Here is a 17,914-nt window from a genome sequence, read left to right on the forward strand (position 1 = left end):
ACGCTCCGGTCTTCCCGCGGCGCAGATTTGGCCACACCCCCGCCTTAGATGCAACATGTATCTATGACTCCCCGTGCTGTTGCCCCGCCCGCCGCCGACCGCGTCTACGCGCATGTGAAGAACCGGATCCTGGCGGGCGAGATCGCGGGCGGCTCGATGATCACCGAGGGCGAGATCGCCGAGGCCACGGGCCTGTCGCGGACGCCGGTGCGCGAGGCATTCCTCCGTCTGCAGGCGGAGCAGTGGCTCACCCTCTACCCCAAGCGGGGCGCCCTGGTGCGTCCCGTGGCCGCGGGCGAGGCGCATGACGTGCTCGATGCCCGGCGCATGGTCGAGGCGCATGCCGCCCGGACGATCTGCGCCCTGCCGAGCGCCGACCGTGCCCGGGTCGTCGACGCCCTCGCCGAGATCCTGGCCGCGCAGGACGCGGCGATCGCCGCGGAGGACCTCGCGGCCTATTCGCTGCAGGACGCTCGCTTCCATCAGGGCATCGTCGCGGGCGGCGGGAACGCGCTGGTCACCGAGTTCGCGGTGACCCTCCGCGAGCGCCAGGAGCGGCTAATCGCCCACACCGTGCAGCGCGACCTCGAGCGCGCCGCGCTCTACGTCGAGGGCCACCATCGCCTGCTCGAGCGCCTCCGCGCGGCCGACGCCGACGGCTACCTCCTCGAGCTCGACCAGCATCTCGCCCTCTCCCGCGAGACGCTCGCATGAGCACGGCCACCGCCCCGATCCCCGTCGTCGTCCCCGACGCACCCGCCGTCGAACCGTCGGCCCTCGCCGATCCGTCGGACCTCGCCGCTGCACCGGCCGCGGCCGCCTCGTCGGCCGTCACCGCCCCGCCGGCCGGGTCGGCGCCGGAGCGCCGACCGGTGGGCCGACGGGCCTGGTTGCCGGTCGCCGCCGCCATGGTCGCCGTGGCCTGGGGAGGCAACGAGTTCACGCCGCTGCTGGTGATGTATCGGCAGGTCAGCGAGTTCTCGGCGCTCATCGTCGACGGCCTGCTGGCCGCGTACATCCTCGGCATCGTCCCGGCCCTGCTCCTCGGCGGGCCGCTGTCGGACCTCCACGGACGTCGGGCGCTGATGATCCCCGCGGCGCCGCTGTCCTTCGCCGGCTCCCTGCTGCTCGCGCTGAACCCGGGGGCGCCGCTGCTCCTCGCGCTCGGGCGCATCCTGTGCGGGCTCGCGCTCGGCCTCGTGATGGCCGTGGGAACCGCCTGGGTGAAGGAGCTCTCCGACGCCGCTGCCTCCTCTGCTGCCACTGCCGCCTCGAGAGCCTCGGGAGCCTCTGCTGCCCCGGGAGCCTCGTCGGCCGACGCCGGGGCCGGACCGCGTCGCGCCTCCCTGTCGCTGACCGGCGGCTTCCTCGTCGGGGCGGGGGTCGCCGCGGTCCTCGCCCAGTGGGCGCCGTGGCCGACGGGGACCGCCTACGCGGTGCACATGCTGCTGACCGCCGTGACCGGGATCTGGGTGCTCACGGCGCCCGAGACCCGCGTCGTCGGCCGCCGGTCCGCCGCCGACGGCCGACGTGGTCTGCGGGGCGTGCTGTCGCTGCTGCGGGTGCCGAGCGCCGCGCATCGGCGCTTCCTCATGGTCGTGCTGCCGGTCGCGCCGTGGGTCTTCGGCTGCGCGGGCGCCGCCTATGCGGTGCTGCCCTCCCTGCTGATGGACAGCGCGCATGGCCTGCCGATCGCGTTCTCCGGTCTGATGACGGCGCTGACCCTGGGCTGCGGCGCCGGCATCCAGGTGCTCGGCAAGCGGATCGACACCCATCGCTCCGCCCGGGCCTCGGTGATCGCGATGGCGGTGATCACCGTCGGCGTCGCCCTCGGGGCGATCGCCGCGACGACGCTCGACCTGCCCGTCGGCCTGCTCGCCGCGGCGACCATGGGCATGGGGTACGGGCTCGCGCTCGTCGCGGGCCTCAGCGAGGTCCAGCGCATCGCCGACGAGGACGACCTCGCGGGGCTCACCGCCGTCTACTACTCGGTGTCCTACCTGGGCTTCTTCATCCCGATGATCTTCGCGGCACTGTCCCTCGCGATCCCGTACCCGGTGCTCTTCGGCATCGGCACGGTGCTCGCGGCGGTGTGCCTGGCGATCGTGGCGTCGGCCTGGTCGAAGCACCTGCCCGGGCCCCGGCGCTGAGTCCGGCGAGCAGCCTGCGCCGACGGGTCAGGCGGTGAGCTGCTCGAGGACCAGCACGGTGCCGTCCTCGTAGACGGAGAGGGTCTCGGCGTCGGCCGCGTCCTTGACGCCCTGCGGGGCCTGCCCCATGGCGACGCCGACGCCGGCCCAGCCGAGCATCTCGGTGTCGTTGAAGCCGTCGCCGACGGCGACCGTCGCGGCCGGGTCGATGCCGAGGTCCGCGCGGATGGTCTCCAGCGCGGTCGCCTTGGAGACGCCGGGGGCGGCCATGTCCAGCCAGGCGGTCCAGCCGATCGAGTACTCGACGCCGTGGACGCCGGATTCGGCGACGACGGTGCTGAACTCATGCGGCGTGAGGTCCGGGACGTGCACGACCACGCGCACGGCCTCGAGCTCCATCAGCTGGTCGAGGTCCGATTCGACGGCCTCGACGCCGAAGCTGGCGTCCTGGAAGCCCGCGGTCGCATGGAAGCCGCCGTCGGCCGTCTCGACCGCGTAGTGGGCGTCGGGGGCGACCTCGCGCAGGGTGGCGAGGGCGTGGCCGGGCTGGAAGGTCCGGGTGTCGATCACGCGGTAGCCGTTCGGGGCCGACGGATCCATCTCCAGGGTGACCGCACCGTTGGAGCACACCGCGTAGCCGTGCTCGATGCCGGCGGCGCGCACCACCGGGACGGTCGCGCCGATGGAGCGGCCGGTCGCGATCACGACGGTGTGCCGGTCGGCGGCGCCGCGCAGGGCCGCGCGCATCGCGTCGGTCATCGCGCCGTCGTGGTCGACGAGCGTCCCGTCGACGTCGAGGCCGATCAGGAGGGGGCCCTCCGGGAGGGCGGCGAGGCGGTCGCGAAGGGTCCGACGGGCGCTCTCGGCGGCGGTGACCGAGGGGGACGGCGCGGTCCCGGAGCCTGCGAGGGTCGCATGAGTGCTCATATCGGCCAGTGTTCCATCGGCCTCCGACGTCCGGGTGAACCGCAGGCGTCGCAGCGGGGCCAGCCAGCGGGCCACACGCCCTCCACGGCGCGGCGTGTCCGCGCCCAGCTCGTCGGCGTCGATGATCCTGCCCGATTCTGCCTGCACGTCGTCTCCCTCTGCGCTCGCGCGACGCCCTGCGCACCTGCGCCCGGCGTCCCGCCTCCGCGGTCGCTGCGGCCCCTCATCCGCATGGGGCCCGCCCTCGAGCGTACCGCCGGGGCGCTCCTCCCCAGCTGGGGGTTCTCCACAACCGCGGTCCGACCGGCGCGGACGACGCCCGCGCGTCCCTACTCTCAGGGCTCCGAGGGGTGCGATGGAGGAGGCAGGATGGCGGGAACAGGGCCCGGGGGCACGGACACCGGGAGCACAGGATCCGAGGGGACGGGTTCTGCGGGGACCGAGGCCGCGGGGCCGCAGCAGATCCCCGATCGTCGCGGCACGCCCTGGTATCCGGAGGACTACCGTCTCCTGGTCGAGGGCCTCGGCGCGCGCCGTCCGCTCGATGCGATCGCCCGGGAGCTCGGCCGCTCCCCCGACTCGCTGCGTGCCCGCGCCGTCTGCCTCGTCGTCCATCCCGACGACGAGCTCGCGATCGGCCGACGGCGCAACTGGCTCGCGCTCCTCGCCGCGGAGGCGATCGTGGATCCGGACTGGGACTGGGAGAGCCGGGCGCGCGCCTGGCATGCGGCCCGTCGGCGCCCCTATTTCGACGCCGCCCTGGACGAGCGCCTCGAACGGGCCTGGGCCGACGGCCGGGAGACGCTGCCGACCATCGCCCGCGATGTGCACGCGCGGGAGCACGAGATCGCCGACCGCTGCGTGCGCATCGGCCTGGCCCGTTCACGGCGCGAGGTCGCCGAGGTCATGGGCTGCACCGCGGGGCTGCTGCTCTCGCGCTCGCTGCTGCCGGAGGGCTGGGGCGCGGGGATGGGCGGCGAGGCCGCCCGCGCGGGCCGCTGGTTCCCGGATCCTGCGCAGCCCGATCTCGGCTCCTTCTTCGCGCAGTGGTCGTGGCCGCCGGTGCGCGGCCCCTTCGACGAGGCCGAGGAGGATCCCTGGGGAGGGATCGGTCCCTTCGACGGCACATGGGGGGACGAACCCGAGGACGACGGTTCCTGGAGCGACGGCACCTGGGACGACGACGTGTGGGACGACGATCCGGCGGAGGACGACGGACTGGGCGATCTCCTCGACCCCTCCGATCCGATCTGGGACCGCGAGCCGTGGACGGGCGAGGGCCCGCTGGACCCCTTCGCCGAGGACGAGCGCGCGTGGGCCTTCGAGCCGGCCTGGGAGGACCTCGAGCAGCTGGACGTTCTCTCCTTCGGCGCCTCCGCCCCGGATCCGCGGGGGCTATGGGTGCTCACGATCGCGGACGGCGCCTGGCCCTTCCACGTCTCCGTGCATCGCACCCACGCGGATGCGGCCGACGTCCTCGACGGCATCGCCCCGCCGCCGACAGGGCCGCCGGCATCGGCGACCCGGCTGTGCCATTGGCAGATCGCCCACCGGGAGGTCGCCGGCGGCCCGGAGGGGGACGTCGAGGAGGGCACCTTCAGCCGTGCCGCCGCCTGAGGGGCGGCGCGACCGACGATGCCCTCCGTCGTGCGCTCAGCGCACGGGCTCGAGGACCTCCCGGCCGCCGAGGTAGGGACGCAGGCCCTCGGGGACGACGACGGAGCCGTCGGCCTGCTGATGGTTCTCGAGGATCGCGACGATGAACCGGGTGGTGCCGAGGGTCCCGTTCAGGGTCGCGACCGGGCGCAGGCCGTCCTCGGTGCGCTCGCGGATGTTCAGGCGGCGCGCCTGGAACTGCGTCGTGTTCGAGGTCGAGGTGAGCTCGCGGTAGGTGCCCTGGCTGGGGACCCAGGCCTCGCAGTCGAACTTGCGGGCGGCGGAGGTGCCGAGGTCGCCGGCCGCGGTGTCGATGATGCGGTAGGGCACGTCGATCGTCGCCATCATCTGGCGCTCCCAGTCCAGCAGGCGCTCGTGCTCCGCGTAGGAGTCCTCGAGGCGGCAGTAGCTGAACATCTCCACCTTGTGGAACTGGTGGACGCGGATGATGCCGCGGGTGTCCTTGCCGTAGCTGCCGGCCTCGCGCCGGTAGCAGGCCGACCAGCCCGCGTAGCGGATCGGGCCGTCGGAGAGGTCCAGGACCTCGTCGCGGTGGTAGCTGGCGAGCGCGACCTCGCTCGTGCCCACGAGGTAGAGGTCGTCGTCCTTGTCGAGGTGGTAGACCTCGTCGGCGTGCTCGCCGAGGAAGCCGGTGCCCTCCATCGACTCCGGCAGCACCAGGGTCGGGGTGATCATCGGGGTGAAGCCGGCCTTGGTGGCCAGGTCGATCGCCGCGTTGAGGATCGCGAGCTCGAGCTGCGCGCCCACGCCGGTGAGGAAGTAGAAGCGGGCGCCGGAGACCTTCGCGCCGCGCGCCATGTCGATCGCCTTCAGGCCCTCGGCGATCTCCAGGTGGTCCTTGACCGGGAAGTCGAAGGTCGGGATCTCGCCGACGGTCTCGCGGACCACGAAGTCGGCCTCGAGACCCTCGGGGGCGCCCTCGGCGAGGTTCGGGATCGCCCGCAGGGCCGCGTCGCGGGCGGCGATGGCCTCGTCCGCCGCGGCCTCGAGCTGCTTCACGCGCGCGGCGAGGTCCTTGACCTCCGCCAGCAGCGCCTGCTTCTCCTCGCCCTTGGCCTGCGCGACCTTCTTGCCGAAGGCCTTCTGCTCGGCGCGCGCGGACTCGAAGGCGGTCGTCGCCTCGCGCCAGGAGGAGTCGGCCGCAAGGACGGCGTCGACCGCGGAGGGGTCGCGCCGACGCGCCTTCTGTGCCTCACGGACCAGGTCAGGATTCTCGCGCAGCTGCCGCAGATCGATCATTGCTCCAGGGTACCTGCGCGCGGATCGGCGCGGGCACCGCCGCCGGGAGGACTCCGTCAGTACGCTGTGGCCATGGATCTCGGCGCCGTCCTCTCCTCCGTCTCGATCGGCCTCAGCGTGATCGCCGTCGTGCTCCTCGTCGTCGTCCTCGTCGCGCTCGGTCGCCACCGCGGCGCGCTCGACGCCCTGCGACGGGACTCCGACGAGCTGCGGCGCGGGCGCGCGGCCGCCGACGACGCCGCCCCGGACGGATCCGGGATCGGGGCCGGGGGCCCGGCGGGCGGGTTCCGCCACGTCGCCGTGGTCATGAACCCGTCCAAGCACGACGATCCCGAGGCGTTCCGCGAGCGCCTGCGCCTGATCGCCGAGCGCGTCGGCGGCGTCCAGCTGGCCTTCCACGACACCACCCGCGAGGACGCCGGCTACGGCCAGGCGCTCACGGCCCTGCGCGACGACGCCGACCTGGTCATCGCCGCGGGCGGCGACGGCACCGTGCGGATGGTCGCCGCGGCGCTCGCCCACTCGGGCGTGCGGATGGGCATCCTGCCCGTCGGCACCGGCAACCTCATGGCCCGCAACCTCGAGATCCCGCTCGACCTCGAGAAGGCGCTCCTCACGGCGCTGGAGGGCGAGGACCGCGGCGTCGACATTGGATGGATGCGCACCGGCACCTCGAAGGCCTACACCGAGCGCGCCGACCCCCAGCCGTTCCTCGTGATCGCCGGCGTCGGCGCCGACGCCGAGATCATCGGCGCCACCGATCCGACGATGAAGAAGCGCATCGGCTGGCCCGCCTACGTGATCCCCGGGCTGAGCAGGATCGTCGGCCGCTCCTTCGCCGCCCGCGTGCAGATGGTCCCCGGCCGCACCCAGGACCTCGACGTGCGCACGGTGCTGATCGGCAACGTCGGCAAGCTGCCCGCCGGGATCGTGCTCATGCCCGACGCCGACGCCTCCAACGGCAAGCTCGAGATCCTCGCGCTGTCCTGGCGCGGCGCCGCCGGCCTCAGCCAGATCGGCGCGAAGCTCGTCAACCCCCACGCCCCCACCTACCCGCAGCTCGCGACGATGGAGAAGGGCATGGTCACCGAGGTCCGCGTGACCACCCACAAGCCGCAGCCGGTCCAACTCGACGGCGACACCGAGGACCGGGCGACGCACATCATCGCCCGCGTCGACGCCGGCGCGCTGCTGATGCGGGTGCCGGACGGCGCCTCGCGCTGAGCGGCTCGCCAGCGGGTCAGCGGGTCGTCAGCAGGGAGACCGGACCTGTCAGCGGCGCGGTCGGGCCTTCTGGTCCATCTGCGCGGCGGCGAGCGCCTCGCGGACGGAGGCGAGGATCGTCGCGGGCTCGTGCCCGCGCTCGAGCGCCTCGGCGATCGGGGCGGCGAGCAGCGCGATCGCGTCCTCGTCGGCCCCTCCCCCGCTCTCGCGGGCGATGACGGCGTTCTGCTCCTCCGCGGCGGCGACCGCCTCCGGGGCGATCGTCGTGCCGGAGCCCCGGCGCGTGAGGATCACCCCGGCCTCCTCGAGCAGCTTGTAGGCCTTCGCGACGGTGCCGGCCGCGAGCCGCCGTTCGGAGGCGGCGGCTCGGATCGCGGGCAGGCGGTCGCCGGGGAGCAGTTCCCCGGACCGGACCTTGTCGAGGATCTCGCGTCGGACCAGCTCGAAGGGAGGGATCGCAGCGCTCATGCCCCCACCCTAGGGGCCCCGGCCCGCAACGTCATCCCGGGCGGACCTCGGTCGACGCTTCGGACCCGCCGAGGTCAGCCCCGTGATGGCTCCTCGAGATCAGCTCCCCGGGGTCACGAGGTCCGTGAGGCCGTCGACCCAGGCGTGGGCGGCGTCGTAGGCGTCGTCGGCGAAGTCCTCGCGCATGGCGGGGGCCTCCCCGTCGACGCGCGGGTAGGAGCCGAGGTAGTGGACGACCGGGCACACGCGGTGGAGGCCGCGCAGGGCCGCGGCCACGCGACGGTCCTCGATATGGCCCTCGAGGTCGATCGAGAAGGAGTAGCGGCCCAGGAAGTCGCCGAGCGGACGGGACTCGATCCGCGACATGTTCACGCCGTTGGCGTTGAGCAGCTCGAGCGCCTCGAGCAGCGCGCCGGAGCGGTTGTGCGGGAGCTGGATGACGATCGTGGTCTTGTCGGCGCCGGTGCGCGCGGGGATCCGTCCCTCGCGGGTGACCAGCACGAAGCGGGTCTGCGCGCCCTCGTTGTCCTCGATGCCCTCGGCGAGGACCGTGAGCCCGAAGTGCCGGGCGGCCAGCGGCGAGCACACGGCGGCGCGGCCCTTCGCCTCCTCGGGGCTCAGCGCGGCGAGGTCGCGGGCGGCGGCCGCGGTCGACGACGCCGTCGCCACCCGCGCCTCCGGCAGCTGCGTGCGGACCCAGCCCTGGACCTGCGCCTGCGCATGGGGATGCGAGGAGACGACCTCGATGTCCTCGAGGGTCGTGCCCTCACGGGCGGCGAGCACGAAGGTGATGCGCACGATCTGCTCGGCGACGATCGTGATGTCGTCGGTCGCGGCGAGCACGTCGAGCGTGCCGGAGACCCCGCCCTCGATCGAGTTCTCGATCGGCGCCATCAGCGCGTCGATGTCCCCGGCGAGCAGATCGCCGGCCGCGGTGGCGACCGCGGTGAAGGGGACGGTCTCGACGTCCTGCTGCGCGAACTCCTCCGGCACCTCGGCGAGCGCCTGCAGCAGCGCCTGATGGGTGAAGGTCGTCTCGGGGCCCAGGTATCCGTACCGCATAGGACGAAGGGTAGCGCCGGGTCGGGGCGCCGGCCGGTCGGTCCGCGGCCCGGGAGCGCGGGGCGGATCCGCCCGGCGGATCAGACCGGCGGATCAGGCCGACGGATCAGGCCGGCGGGCGCAGCGGCAGCTCCCAGCGATCGACGCGGCGCGCGGCGTCGGCGGGATGGCGCTCGGTGCGGCCGACGGGGCGGGCCCCGACGCTCCGGGCGACGGCCTGCGAGGCGGCGTTGCCGGGGGCGATGCGCAGGACGAGCGCGTCGATCCGCTCGTCGGCGCGCGCGAGGCCGACGAGCTCGGCGGCGAGCACCCGCCCGAGGCCGCGGCCGCGGTGCGCGGGGAGCAGCCAGTAGCTGAGGGACGCCTCGCCGCGCTCGAGGCCGGCGCCGAGACGGGCGATGCCCCCGCCGCCGACCAGCACCGACTGCGCGTCAGCACCAGCACCAGCACCGGCACCGGCACCGGCACCGGTATGAGGACCGGAGCCGACGACGGCGGCGAGCTCGCGGACGGGCCCGCCCTCCCGCCAGCGCGCCGCCCGTTCGAGGAAGTCCCGCAGCATCGTCGGCTCCCAGCGTCGGCCGACGACCTCGCGCGCCAGCATCTCGTCCTGACCGGCGAGGATCGCGGGACCGTGGCACGGTGCGAGGGGCTCGAGACGCAGAGGCGGGGCGGGCGATGCGGCCGGGGTCGACACCGTCTCAGCGCCCCGTCGCCGTCGGCCGCCGATGGAGCGCGGCGCGAGCGGCGGCGCCGATCTCGGCATCGCCGTAGCCGAGCTCGCGGGCGGCGGTCACGGCATCGATCATCATCTCGAGGAGCTCGGTCGACGGGACCGCATCCCCCTGGTCGGCGTCCGTCTCGGCGCCGGCGGTCGCCTCGATGCCGGAGCCCGCTCCCGGCGCGACCCGCGTTCCGGCGCCTCGGCGGGTGACGACGAGATCCGCCTCCTCGAGGAGCTTCACGGCGCGGGCGACCGTCCCGGGGGCGAGCCCGAGGTCGCGAGCGAGTGCGCGGATGCTCGGCAGACGGTCGCCCTCGCGCAGCGCACCGCTGAGGATGCGATCGGCGATGGCCCGCCGGACCTGCTCGAACGGGGGCGTCGGGTCCTCGAGGTCGACGACGATGTCGCTCATCGCGCCGCCTGAGGCCGGACCTGCGAGGAGCGCCCGCCCGCGCTCCCGCGCCCTCCCGTCCGATCGTCCGCCCGCCCGTCGGCCCGATCGTCGATCCGTCCGTCGCGCTCGCGTCGGCCGGCCTCCGACGGGCCGAGCACGAGCGCCGGCAGGACCACCATCGCGAGGCCGACGAGCAGGGACGCGAGGCCGACGGCGACGCTGAGGAGGGTGTAGACGAGCGCGGCGCGCTCGCTGCCCTGCAGCAGGCCGACGTCGTCGCCGCCGATCCGCTGGGCGGCCAGCGCGGAGATCGCGATCTGCGCGGCGGAGACCGCGAGCGCGACGCCGCCGAGGACCGAGGTCGCCGAGCAGCGGCGCAGGTGCAGGTCGTGGACGTCGCCGCTGGGTCGGCGCCGCACGATGACGGCGATCACAGCGAGGCCCGCAGCGAGGGCGACGAGCAGTCCGGCCCACAGCGGGGCGCTGTACCACCAGCCCGGGAACGGAGTGCTCACGGTGCGGTGGGCCTCGCCGGTGCCGTCGACGCGGTACGTCTCGTAGGCGCGGCCGTCGAGCGCCATCGTCCCCAGGACGATCGTGGTCGCCAGCAGATGGGCGAGGCCGATCGCGACGACGATGCGGGCCCGGCGCGGCACCACGGCGCGGAGCGTGCGCGGGACGAGGGAGGCGGTGCGCGGCCCGTCGCCGAGGCGGGCGGGCAGGGTCAGCTCCCCCGCGCCGACGGCGAGCGCGAGGAGCACGGCGCCGACGGCCGGGGCGAAGGCCGCCGCGGCGCCGTAGCCGAGGATTCCGCCGCCGGCGCCCAGGCGGGCCCCGACGGCACCGGTCACGAGGACGCCGACGGTGCCCAGCAGCAGGCCGGCCCAGCGCGCGACCAGCGCCCCGGGACGCAGTCCGGTGCGCTCGCTGCCGAGCAGGCCGGCCGTGAGCAGCAGGGCGACGGCGCCGAGCAGCACGGCCGCGGGGACGACGAGGACGAAAACGGGCAGGGCGACGGACATGGCGACCTCGCAGATCGTGGGCAGCGCGGCACCCTTTGTACCGCCTAGGTGACACAATGCGGCGTCGAGGCCTCTTGTGTCAACCTCCCGACACAAGTCGGCCCGCTCGCCCCGACTCGGCACGATCCCGTCACCGGTCCCCCGCCTCCCGTCACCGGCCCCCGCCTCCCGACACCGGTCCCCCTCCTCCCGCCCCGTACCATCGGCACCATGCCTGATCCGCGCCGCGTCCCCGCGCCCCGCGCCCTCCGGGGCCCCTCCCTCCGGGGTCCCGCTCTCCGGAGTCCTGCCCTCCGGGGTCCCGCTCTCCGAGGCCTTGCCGTACAGCGCTCGATCCTGCTGCTGGCCGTGATGGCGGCGGTCCTGCTGGCGCCCCTGTCGGTGCTCTCCGCCCGGGCCGACGACGGGGCGACGGCCGCGGACCCGGTCCGGCTGGTGCTCACGACCTCGGGCCTGGGCTGGGAGGACATCTCCGCGGAGACGACCCCGAACCTCCAGTGCCTGGCCGACCGCTCGGGCCTCGGCGCGATGAACACAACCTCGACGACCGTCGTCTCGACGGAGCGGCAGGGCCTGGAGACCCTCCGCTCCGGCTATCGCGGGCTCGCCGAGACCGCCCCGCGGACCAGCGGGATCCCCTCCCCCGCCCTCGACCAGTGGGAGCAGCTGCCGGTGGACGCCGTCGTGCTCGACGCGGCCGACACCGGCGCCGGGGAGGGCGTGACCGCCGCCGACGAGGTCGCCTCCGCCCTCGACTCCGGGGCGATCGTCCAGATCGATGTCGGCTCCGTCGCCGACCACGACGATCCCGAGCGCACGGCCTCGCTCGCCGCCGTCGACGAGTACGTCGGCATGGTGCTCGAGGCCGCGGGCGGCTGCGAGTCCGCGGATCTGCCGCGGACCCTGCTGGTGTCCGTCGCGGCGACCGATCCGGAGGACCCGGCGCAGGTCGAGGCCACCGGCGCGGTCGCCTCCCGCACCGTCGGCCTGCAGGTCGCGATGGATTCCGCCCTCGCGGGCGAGGCGCTGACCTCCGGGTCCACGAAGCAGGACGGCATCGTCATGCTCACCGACGTGGTCGCGACGATCCTCGACTCCTACGACGTCGAGCCCGAGGGGCTGATCCCCGGCGAGCCCTTCCGCGGCGTCGAGCACGCGGATCCGCAGCAGCTCGCCGTGGACCGCTCCGAGGCCGCCGCCCTGGTCGACGGCGCGACCGTCCCGGCGCTCGGCTCCTGGCTCGCCCTCGGCGTCGCCGGGGTCGTGATCCTGCTGGTGCCGCCGCTCGCCCGTCGGCCCCGGCTCGCGGCCGTCGGCCGGGCGCTCGCGACGATCGCGCCGCTCGCGCTGCCCGTCGGCCTCGTCGCCTCGATCGCCCCCTGGTGGCGCGCCGAGAATCCGACGCTCGCGCTCGCGGGCGTCGTCTGGGCGGGCTGCCTGATCCTTTCCGCGCTCGTCCTGCTGGGCCCGTGGCGGCGCTCGCGCTTCGGCCCGGTCGGCGTCTCCTCCGCGCTGATCGCGGTGATCGTGCTGGGCGAGTCCGCGACCGGGTCGCGGCTCCAGCTGTCCTCGCCGCTGGGCGCGCAGCCGATCTCCGGCGGACGCTTCTACGGTCTGTCCAACCACCTGTTCGGCCTGGTCCTGGCCGCCTCGCTGATGGCGCTGCTGTGCCTGTTCGCGCACGTGACCTCGCGCCGCGCGCGGGTGATCTGGTCGATCGCGACGGGCGTCGTCGTCGCCGGCGTGTGCGTGGCCCCGTCGATGGGCGCGGACTTCGGCTCGATGCTCGCGACGATCCCGACCTTCGGCCTGCTGGCCCTGCTGGTCTCGGGGATCCGCCTGCGGCCCTGGCACGTCCTGGGCCTGTGCGCGGCGGGCGCGGTCGCCGTGCTCGGCGTGTCCTTCCTGGACTGGCTGCGGCCCGCGGAGGATCGCACCCATCTGGGCCGCTTCATCGACGAGCTGCTCTCCGGGGAGCTGTTCAGCGTGATCGTCCGCAAGCTCGCCCAGAACGTCGCGATGACCACCGGCTACTGGTCCCTCGGTCTCGTGCTGATCGCGACGGTGCTGCTGTCGATCGCGATCCTCATGCCCGTGCGCCTGCGCCTGCGGCGCCTGGACGCGCTCGACGCCGCCCATCCCGCCTCGTACGCCGTCCGCATCGCGCTGGTGGCCGGCGGATGGCTCGGCTACGCCGTCAACGACACCGGCCCGGTGCTGGTCGCGGCCATGCTCGGCGTGTGGCTCGCCCTGCTCCCCGCGGTCGTCCCGACCCCCGGCGAGCTCGCCGCGCGCACGGAGGATGCCGACGGTCTGCCGGTCGGGGCCGACGAGCACCCGTCGGACGCCGACGAGCGACCGGGCGAGGCCGACGGGGCCTGATCAGCGGGCGGTCAGGAGTTCTCGGCCTCGACGGCGGCGTGCACGACGAGCGAGGTGTACTCGTCGGGCGTGAGCGGCGGACGGATCGCCCGCGGCAGCTCCGGATGCGGGAGATCGAGATGCGAGGCGATGATGACCGCCTGCGTCGGCTCGAAGGCGCCCGTCACGGGAGCGGTCCGCAGACGCTCGCCGAGCTCCGCCAGATCCGTGCCGACGAGATAGGCGATGTCGTCGGGGGCGAAGTCGCCCTCGACGGGCAGCGCCCGCAACGCCCGGTCCAGGGCCCCGAGATCGGTGTCCTCGAGGCGGTCGACCTGCTCCGCGCTGAACTCGCCCTCGACGGGCAGGTCGGTCAGCTGCACGCGCAGATCCTCGCGGAAGCGCTCCTCCGCGGCCTGATCGTGCGGGCGCACGACGGGCGGGGCGGGGTCCTCGGCGACGACCGTCCAGGCCGAGGCCTCCGGCTCGTCGTCCTCCTCGTCCGCGGCGCGCTCGTCGACGACGGACTCGGCGACCACGGACTCGGCGGCGACGGGTCCGGCGGCGGGCTCGGCGGCGACGGGCGGCTGCGCGGCGGGGGCCGGCTCGGCCGACGGCTCGGCCTCGGCGGCGACGGACTCGACCGGCGCGACGGCGTCGGCCTCCGGCCATGCCCCGTCGGAAGCGCTGTCGGGGGTGCTGTCGGTCGCGCCCTCCGACACGGACCCGGGATCCGTGTCGGGCCCGACGCCGGACGCGTCCTCGGACGCCGGCTCCGCCTCGGGCTCGGGCGGCGCGAGATGGCGCCGACGGGCGAGGGCGCGCAGCACGTCGCGCAGCTGGGCCGCGCGGTGGAGCTGTCCGCGCAGGTCGCGGCCGGTGGCGCGATGGTGGAGATCGCAGTCGATCTCCTTGACCCAGAAGCCGGCGGAGAGCGCGTCGATCGTCAGCGACGTCTCCACGCCCCATCCGGCCGCGAGCGGCTGGCACTCCTCCCAGACCTCGCGGGTGATGCAGCGGGTGCCCGAGAGCGGCTGGATCGGAGCCCATCCGGTCGCGCGCTCGATGCCGTTGCGGGAGGTCCGCACGACGATGCCCATGCCGGAGGCGCCGTCCTGCGGGGGCAGCAGCGCGATGGCCATGTCGACGCCGTCCTCGAGGACCGCGTCGACGAGCGGCTGCGCGGCGGAGGCGGACTCGCCCATGTCGGCGTCGAGGAAGAGCAGGGCGTGGGGGACGTCGCCGTCGGGGCGGATCACGGGCAGCGGGCCCGTGTGCCCGGGCACGCGCGGCTCGGCGTGGAGCTCCTCGCGGAAGTCAGCCCCGCCGTCGGCGCGCTCAGCGTCCTCCCGCAGGGCGACGAGCTGGGCGCCCGTCGCCATCGCCGCGGCCTTGCCGCGGTTCGCGCGGTGGCGCACGACGAGCGCGTCCGCGCCCATCGCGACCGCCGCGGTCGAGTCGGTGGAGCCGTCGTCGACCACCACCACGAGGTCGACCCCGTGGATCGCCCGCGCGGCGTGGATGGTGGCCTCGATGCGCTCCGCCTCGTTCTTGGCGGGGATCACCACGGCGACCCGCTCGGGTCGCTCCGCGGACAACGGCCCCGCCGTGCTCATCGCAGAGTCACCTGACGGGCCACGATCCCGCCGCGGGCCCGACGCTCGAGCGCCGTCAGCGGCTCCGTCGAGGAGAGGGCCTCCTCGAAGCGGATGCGGAACGCCTCGGCCTCCGCCTCGACGCCCGCGACGCCGCTGCCGGAGGGCAGGTCCCACACGGGGATGGTCAGGCCCTCGGCACGGAAGGAGCCGACATACTTCGTGCCCTCGCCGATCGCCGACTCGCGGCGGGCGTGGAGACGGGCGACCGCATCGATCACGCGGTCCTCGTCGGCGTCGAGCACCCAGCGCAGGTGCTCCTTCGGACCGGCGTCGACCCAGTAGGCGTGCGGGAGGCCCTCGACGGGCGCCGTCGGCATGATCGACTCGTTCGCCTCGGCGATCGCGGCCTCGACCTCACCGGTGCGCTCTGCGCTCGGGTCGAGCCAGTACTCGAAGGTCTCGTGGACCTCGATCGCGAAGTCGCCGTCGAGGTCGAGGAGGTCCTGCAGGCGCGGGGAGTCCGCGCTCAGCTCGACGCTCGTGACCGGGCTGCCGGCCTCGACCTCGAGCGCCTGCGCGAGGGCCTGGCCGAGGCCGCGGGAGAGGTCGCCGCCGGGATAGGTGGCCTGGATGCCGAGCGCGATCGAGCCGTCGGAGCGGCGCACCGCCGGCCAGGCCATCGGCAGGATCGTCGCGAGGACCACGTCCACGGCGCCGTGCTCGGCGGTGGTCCGCGCGGCCATCGTCGCGGCCGGGATCAGCTGCCGCATGGCGACCAGGTCGCGCTCGTTGGGCAGGCCCTCGAAGGGGCGACGGACCAGGTCGTTGCTGGGGGCGGAAGTCATGGCGGGAAGTCTACCGACCACGGCGTTCCCTCCGCGGCCGCGACGCGAGCACGTCCGCGGCCCGCCGCGGCGCGGTCACGGGCGCTCCCCCGCCTCGAGAAGCTCCCGCGCCCGCTCCTGGAGATCCAGGGGCTCGACGCCGTCGAGCATGTGGAGCGCGAAGTCCTCGCTGAGGCGCTCGAAGGCCCAGGTCCCGCGCACCGAGTTGCCGTGCCCGTCGAGCTGCGGGGCATAGGTGGCGATGCCGAAGCGGGAGGGCAGGGCCGCGATGATCCCGCCGGCGACGCCGGACTTCGCGGGGAGGCCGACGTCGCTGACCCAGTCCCCCGCGTTGTCGTACATCCCGCAGGTCAGCATCACCGAGAGCACCTGGCGGGCGGCGACCCGCGAGAAGACCTCCTGCCCCGTCAGCGGGTTCACGCCGCCGGAGGCGAGGGTCGCGGCCATCACCGCGAGGTCCCGGACGCTCGCGAGGACCGCGCAGCCGGCGATGTATCCGGCGACGACCTCCTCGGCGTCCTCGTCCATGGAGCCGGCGGCGCGGAGCATGTGCGCGAGCGCGAGGTTGCGGTCGGAGGCGCGGGCCTCGGCGGCGAGCGTCGGCCCGTGGACCTCGAGCTCGCGGCCCGCGGCGGCGTCCATCGCCGAGCGCAGGCGGTCGGTGCGCTCGACCTGGGTGGGGCCGAGCATCGCATGCGTCCGGATCGCCCCGATGTTGACCAGCGGATTCTTGGGCCGCTTCGTGACGGGGTCGAGGCTGAGCGCGTTGAACTGCTCCCCCGTCGGCTCGAGGTCGACGATCGTCGTGACGTAGTCCAGGCCGTGGAGGTCGATCGCGGCCCCGTAGGCGAAGGCCTTGGAGATCGACTGCACCGGGAAGGGATGCTCGCTGCCCGCGCACTCGATCTCGCCGTCGACCGTGCACAGGGCGATGCCGACATGCTCCTCGCTCGCCCCCGACAGCCGGGAGAGGGACGGGATGCGGCCCTCGCCGCCCGCGGCGGAGAGGTCGGACGCGAGACGATCGAGGTAGCGCGCCAGCGCCGTCGGGGACGTCGAGTCCGTCGGAGCCGACGGAGCCGACGGAGCCGACAGAGCGGACGGAGCAGGCGGGACGATCGGGTCGGTCGACGGGGCACCGGTCATGGCGCCGACGGTCGCAGACCGCGGTGCGGTCCGCAAGGCCCCGCTGTGATCCGCACCTCCTTCCGGCGCGAGGAGCGCTCTCGGCTCTGGCCTGTCGGCTCCCGCCAGTACTCTGCCGACGGCCCCTCCTGCCCGGCGACGTCCTGCGTCCCACCAGCGGTTTCTTCCGCGACCTTCCCTTGGTGGGGGCGCAATGGACCGGTTCCCCGAGGAGGACGATGCCCCATGATGGGCGGACATCACGCGATCAGCGGCACGGCGGCATGGATGGCCCTGGCGGGCTCGGTGCAGGTGCTGGGGCACCCCATCGGGCTGGACCTGTGGGACCTGGACAGCGGGCAGGTGCTCTCCGGCGCCGTCGTCGCGACGGGGGCGGCGCTGCTCCCCGACGTCGACCATCCCAGCGCGACGATCTCGCGCTCCGCCGGCGGATTCACGAAGGCCATCACCCGCACGGTCAGCTCCTTCGCAGGTCATCGCGGCGCGACCCACACACTCCTCGCCGTCGCCGTGTTCACCGGGCTCGCGATGCTCGTGAACACCGTGGACTGGGCGCTGCGGCTGCCGGTCCTCGGCGAGGTGCAGACGGGCGCCGCGCTCCTGGTGGGCGCGATGTGCGCCTTCGGGACGCGGGCGCTGAAGATGGTCGACGGCCTGGTGCTGCCGTGGATCGTGGGCATCATCGCCGCCCTCATGATCGCCGTCATCGCCCCCGACACCGCGTTCTGGCTGCCGGCGGCCGTCGCCGTCGGCTGCGTGACCCATCTCGTCGGCGATCTGCTGACGACCGACGGGATCCCCTTCCCGACCTGGCCGCTGGTCGCAAAGCCCCCGAAGGGGCTGGCCTCGGACGTCTGGCAACGCAGCGGCGACGTGGCCCTGCCGATCCTCGGCGACGCCGGCTCGAAGCGCGAGTGGCTGCTGTGCACCGTGCTCACGGGCTATGCCGCCATCACGGTGCTGACCACGCTGTTCGCCTCGCCGAACGCGCTGCTGGCGATCTCCTCGACCCGCTGAGCGGGCCGACGCGCGGCCGACCCGCACGTCGGCCCCGTCCCGCGCGGGGCCCGACCCGCC

The 17,914-nt window shown here is 74.5% G+C and carries 16 protein-coding genes; 6 read left to right on the top strand and 10 right to left on the bottom strand.

Features of this window, described 5'->3' with window-relative positions:
* The first annotated feature begins 63 nt into the window (after positions 1–63).
* The gene (locus tag ACXET9_RS03140; RefSeq protein ID WP_457884740.1) at positions 64–714 is read left to right on the top strand and encodes a GntR family transcriptional regulator; all 651 of its coding nucleotides are present in this window, start codon (positions 64–66) and stop codon (positions 712–714) included.
* On the top strand, positions 711–2,150 hold the full coding sequence (locus ACXET9_RS03145) for an MFS transporter (RefSeq protein WP_457884741.1): 1,440 nt from the start codon (positions 711–713) through the stop codon (positions 2,148–2,150). The genes ACXET9_RS03140 and ACXET9_RS03145 overlap by 4 nt, the downstream gene beginning before the upstream one ends.
* Before the next feature lie 27 nt (positions 2,151–2,177).
* Here ACXET9_RS03145 and ACXET9_RS03150 read toward each other — a convergent pair whose 3' ends face one another.
* Complete coding sequence (locus ACXET9_RS03150; protein WP_457884743.1) at positions 2,178–3,077, bottom strand: HAD family hydrolase; 900 nt, start codon at positions 3,075–3,077, stop codon at positions 2,178–2,180.
* A 369-nt stretch (positions 3,078–3,446) separates the two neighbouring features.
* Here ACXET9_RS03150 and ACXET9_RS03155 point away from each other — a divergent pair, with 369 nt between their 5' ends.
* On the top strand, positions 3,447–4,694 hold the full coding sequence (locus tag ACXET9_RS03155) for a hypothetical protein (RefSeq protein ID WP_457884744.1): 1,248 nt from the start codon (positions 3,447–3,449) through the stop codon (positions 4,692–4,694).
* 36 nt (positions 4,695–4,730) lie between these two features.
* Here the strand turns inward: ACXET9_RS03155 and serS are convergent, their stop codons facing one another.
* Positions 4,731–5,993 carry a serine--tRNA ligase gene (serS, locus tag ACXET9_RS03160; protein ID WP_457884746.1) on the bottom strand — a complete coding sequence of 421 codons (1,263 nt, stop codon included), beginning with the start codon at positions 5,991–5,993 and terminating at the stop codon, positions 4,731–4,733.
* 72 nt (positions 5,994–6,065) lie between these two features.
* Here serS and ACXET9_RS03165 point away from each other — a divergent pair, with 72 nt between their 5' ends.
* Complete coding sequence (locus tag ACXET9_RS03165; RefSeq protein ID WP_457884748.1) at positions 6,066–7,217, top strand: diacylglycerol/lipid kinase family protein; 1,152 nt, start codon at positions 6,066–6,068, stop codon at positions 7,215–7,217.
* 48 nt (positions 7,218–7,265) lie between these two features.
* On the opposite strand, the gene ACXET9_RS03170 is transcribed toward ACXET9_RS03165, so the two are convergent.
* The 5 genes from ACXET9_RS03170 to ACXET9_RS03190 all read right to left on the bottom strand — a co-directional run bounded on the left by ACXET9_RS03170 (position 7,266) and on the right by ACXET9_RS03190 (position 10,887).
* Positions 7,266–7,685 (bottom strand): GntR family transcriptional regulator, encoded by a 420-nt coding sequence (locus ACXET9_RS03170; RefSeq protein ID WP_457884750.1) that lies wholly within the window; start codon positions 7,683–7,685, stop codon positions 7,266–7,268.
* 99 nt (positions 7,686–7,784) lie between these two features.
* Positions 7,785–8,747, bottom strand: coding sequence for a prephenate dehydratase (gene pheA, locus ACXET9_RS03175; protein WP_457884751.1), 963 nt, complete (start codon positions 8,745–8,747; stop codon positions 7,785–7,787).
* A 106-nt stretch (positions 8,748–8,853) separates the two neighbouring features.
* Positions 8,854–9,444 (bottom strand): GNAT family N-acetyltransferase, encoded by a 591-nt coding sequence (locus tag ACXET9_RS03180; RefSeq protein WP_457884753.1) that lies wholly within the window; start codon positions 9,442–9,444, stop codon positions 8,854–8,856.
* Positions 9,445–9,448: 4 nt separating this feature from the next.
* On the bottom strand, positions 9,449–9,883 hold the full coding sequence (locus tag ACXET9_RS03185) for a GntR family transcriptional regulator (RefSeq protein WP_457884754.1): 435 nt from the start codon (positions 9,881–9,883) through the stop codon (positions 9,449–9,451).
* Positions 9,880–10,887, bottom strand: a complete 1,008-nt coding sequence (locus ACXET9_RS03190; protein WP_457884756.1) for a hypothetical protein — start codon at positions 10,885–10,887, stop codon at positions 9,880–9,882. The genes ACXET9_RS03185 and ACXET9_RS03190 overlap by 4 nt, the downstream gene beginning before the upstream one ends.
* Positions 10,888–11,238: 351 nt before the next feature.
* Here ACXET9_RS03190 and ACXET9_RS03195 point away from each other — a divergent pair, with 351 nt between their 5' ends.
* Complete coding sequence (locus tag ACXET9_RS03195; protein WP_457884984.1) at positions 11,239–13,269, top strand: hypothetical protein; 2,031 nt, start codon at positions 11,239–11,241, stop codon at positions 13,267–13,269.
* A gap of 11 nt (positions 13,270–13,280) precedes the next feature.
* Here the strand turns inward: ACXET9_RS03195 and ACXET9_RS03200 are convergent, their stop codons facing one another.
* From ACXET9_RS03200 to glsA, 3 genes are all read right to left on the bottom strand, one after another.
* The gene (locus ACXET9_RS03200; RefSeq protein ID WP_457884758.1) at positions 13,281–14,864 is read right to left on the bottom strand and encodes a glycosyltransferase family 2 protein; all 1,584 of its coding nucleotides are present in this window, start codon (positions 14,862–14,864) and stop codon (positions 13,281–13,283) included.
* Entirely contained in the window at positions 14,861–15,691 is an 831-nt protein-coding gene (locus tag ACXET9_RS03205; protein WP_457884760.1) for a DUF5926 family protein, read from the bottom strand. The genes ACXET9_RS03200 and ACXET9_RS03205 overlap by 4 nt, the downstream gene beginning before the upstream one ends.
* 75 nt (positions 15,692–15,766) lie before the next feature.
* Positions 15,767–16,837: a glutaminase A gene (gene glsA, locus ACXET9_RS03210; RefSeq protein ID WP_457884762.1), complete on the bottom strand. Its 1,071-nt coding sequence runs from the start codon at positions 16,835–16,837 to the stop codon at positions 15,767–15,769.
* A 225-nt stretch (positions 16,838–17,062) separates the two neighbouring features.
* Between glsA and ACXET9_RS03215 the strand changes: the two genes are divergently transcribed.
* Positions 17,063–17,854, top strand: coding sequence for a metal-dependent hydrolase (locus tag ACXET9_RS03215; protein ID WP_457884764.1), 792 nt, complete (start codon positions 17,063–17,065; stop codon positions 17,852–17,854).
* Positions 17,855–17,914: the final 60 nt, after the last annotated feature.

Source organism: Brachybacterium netajii (SeqCode) (assembly GCF_054114245.1).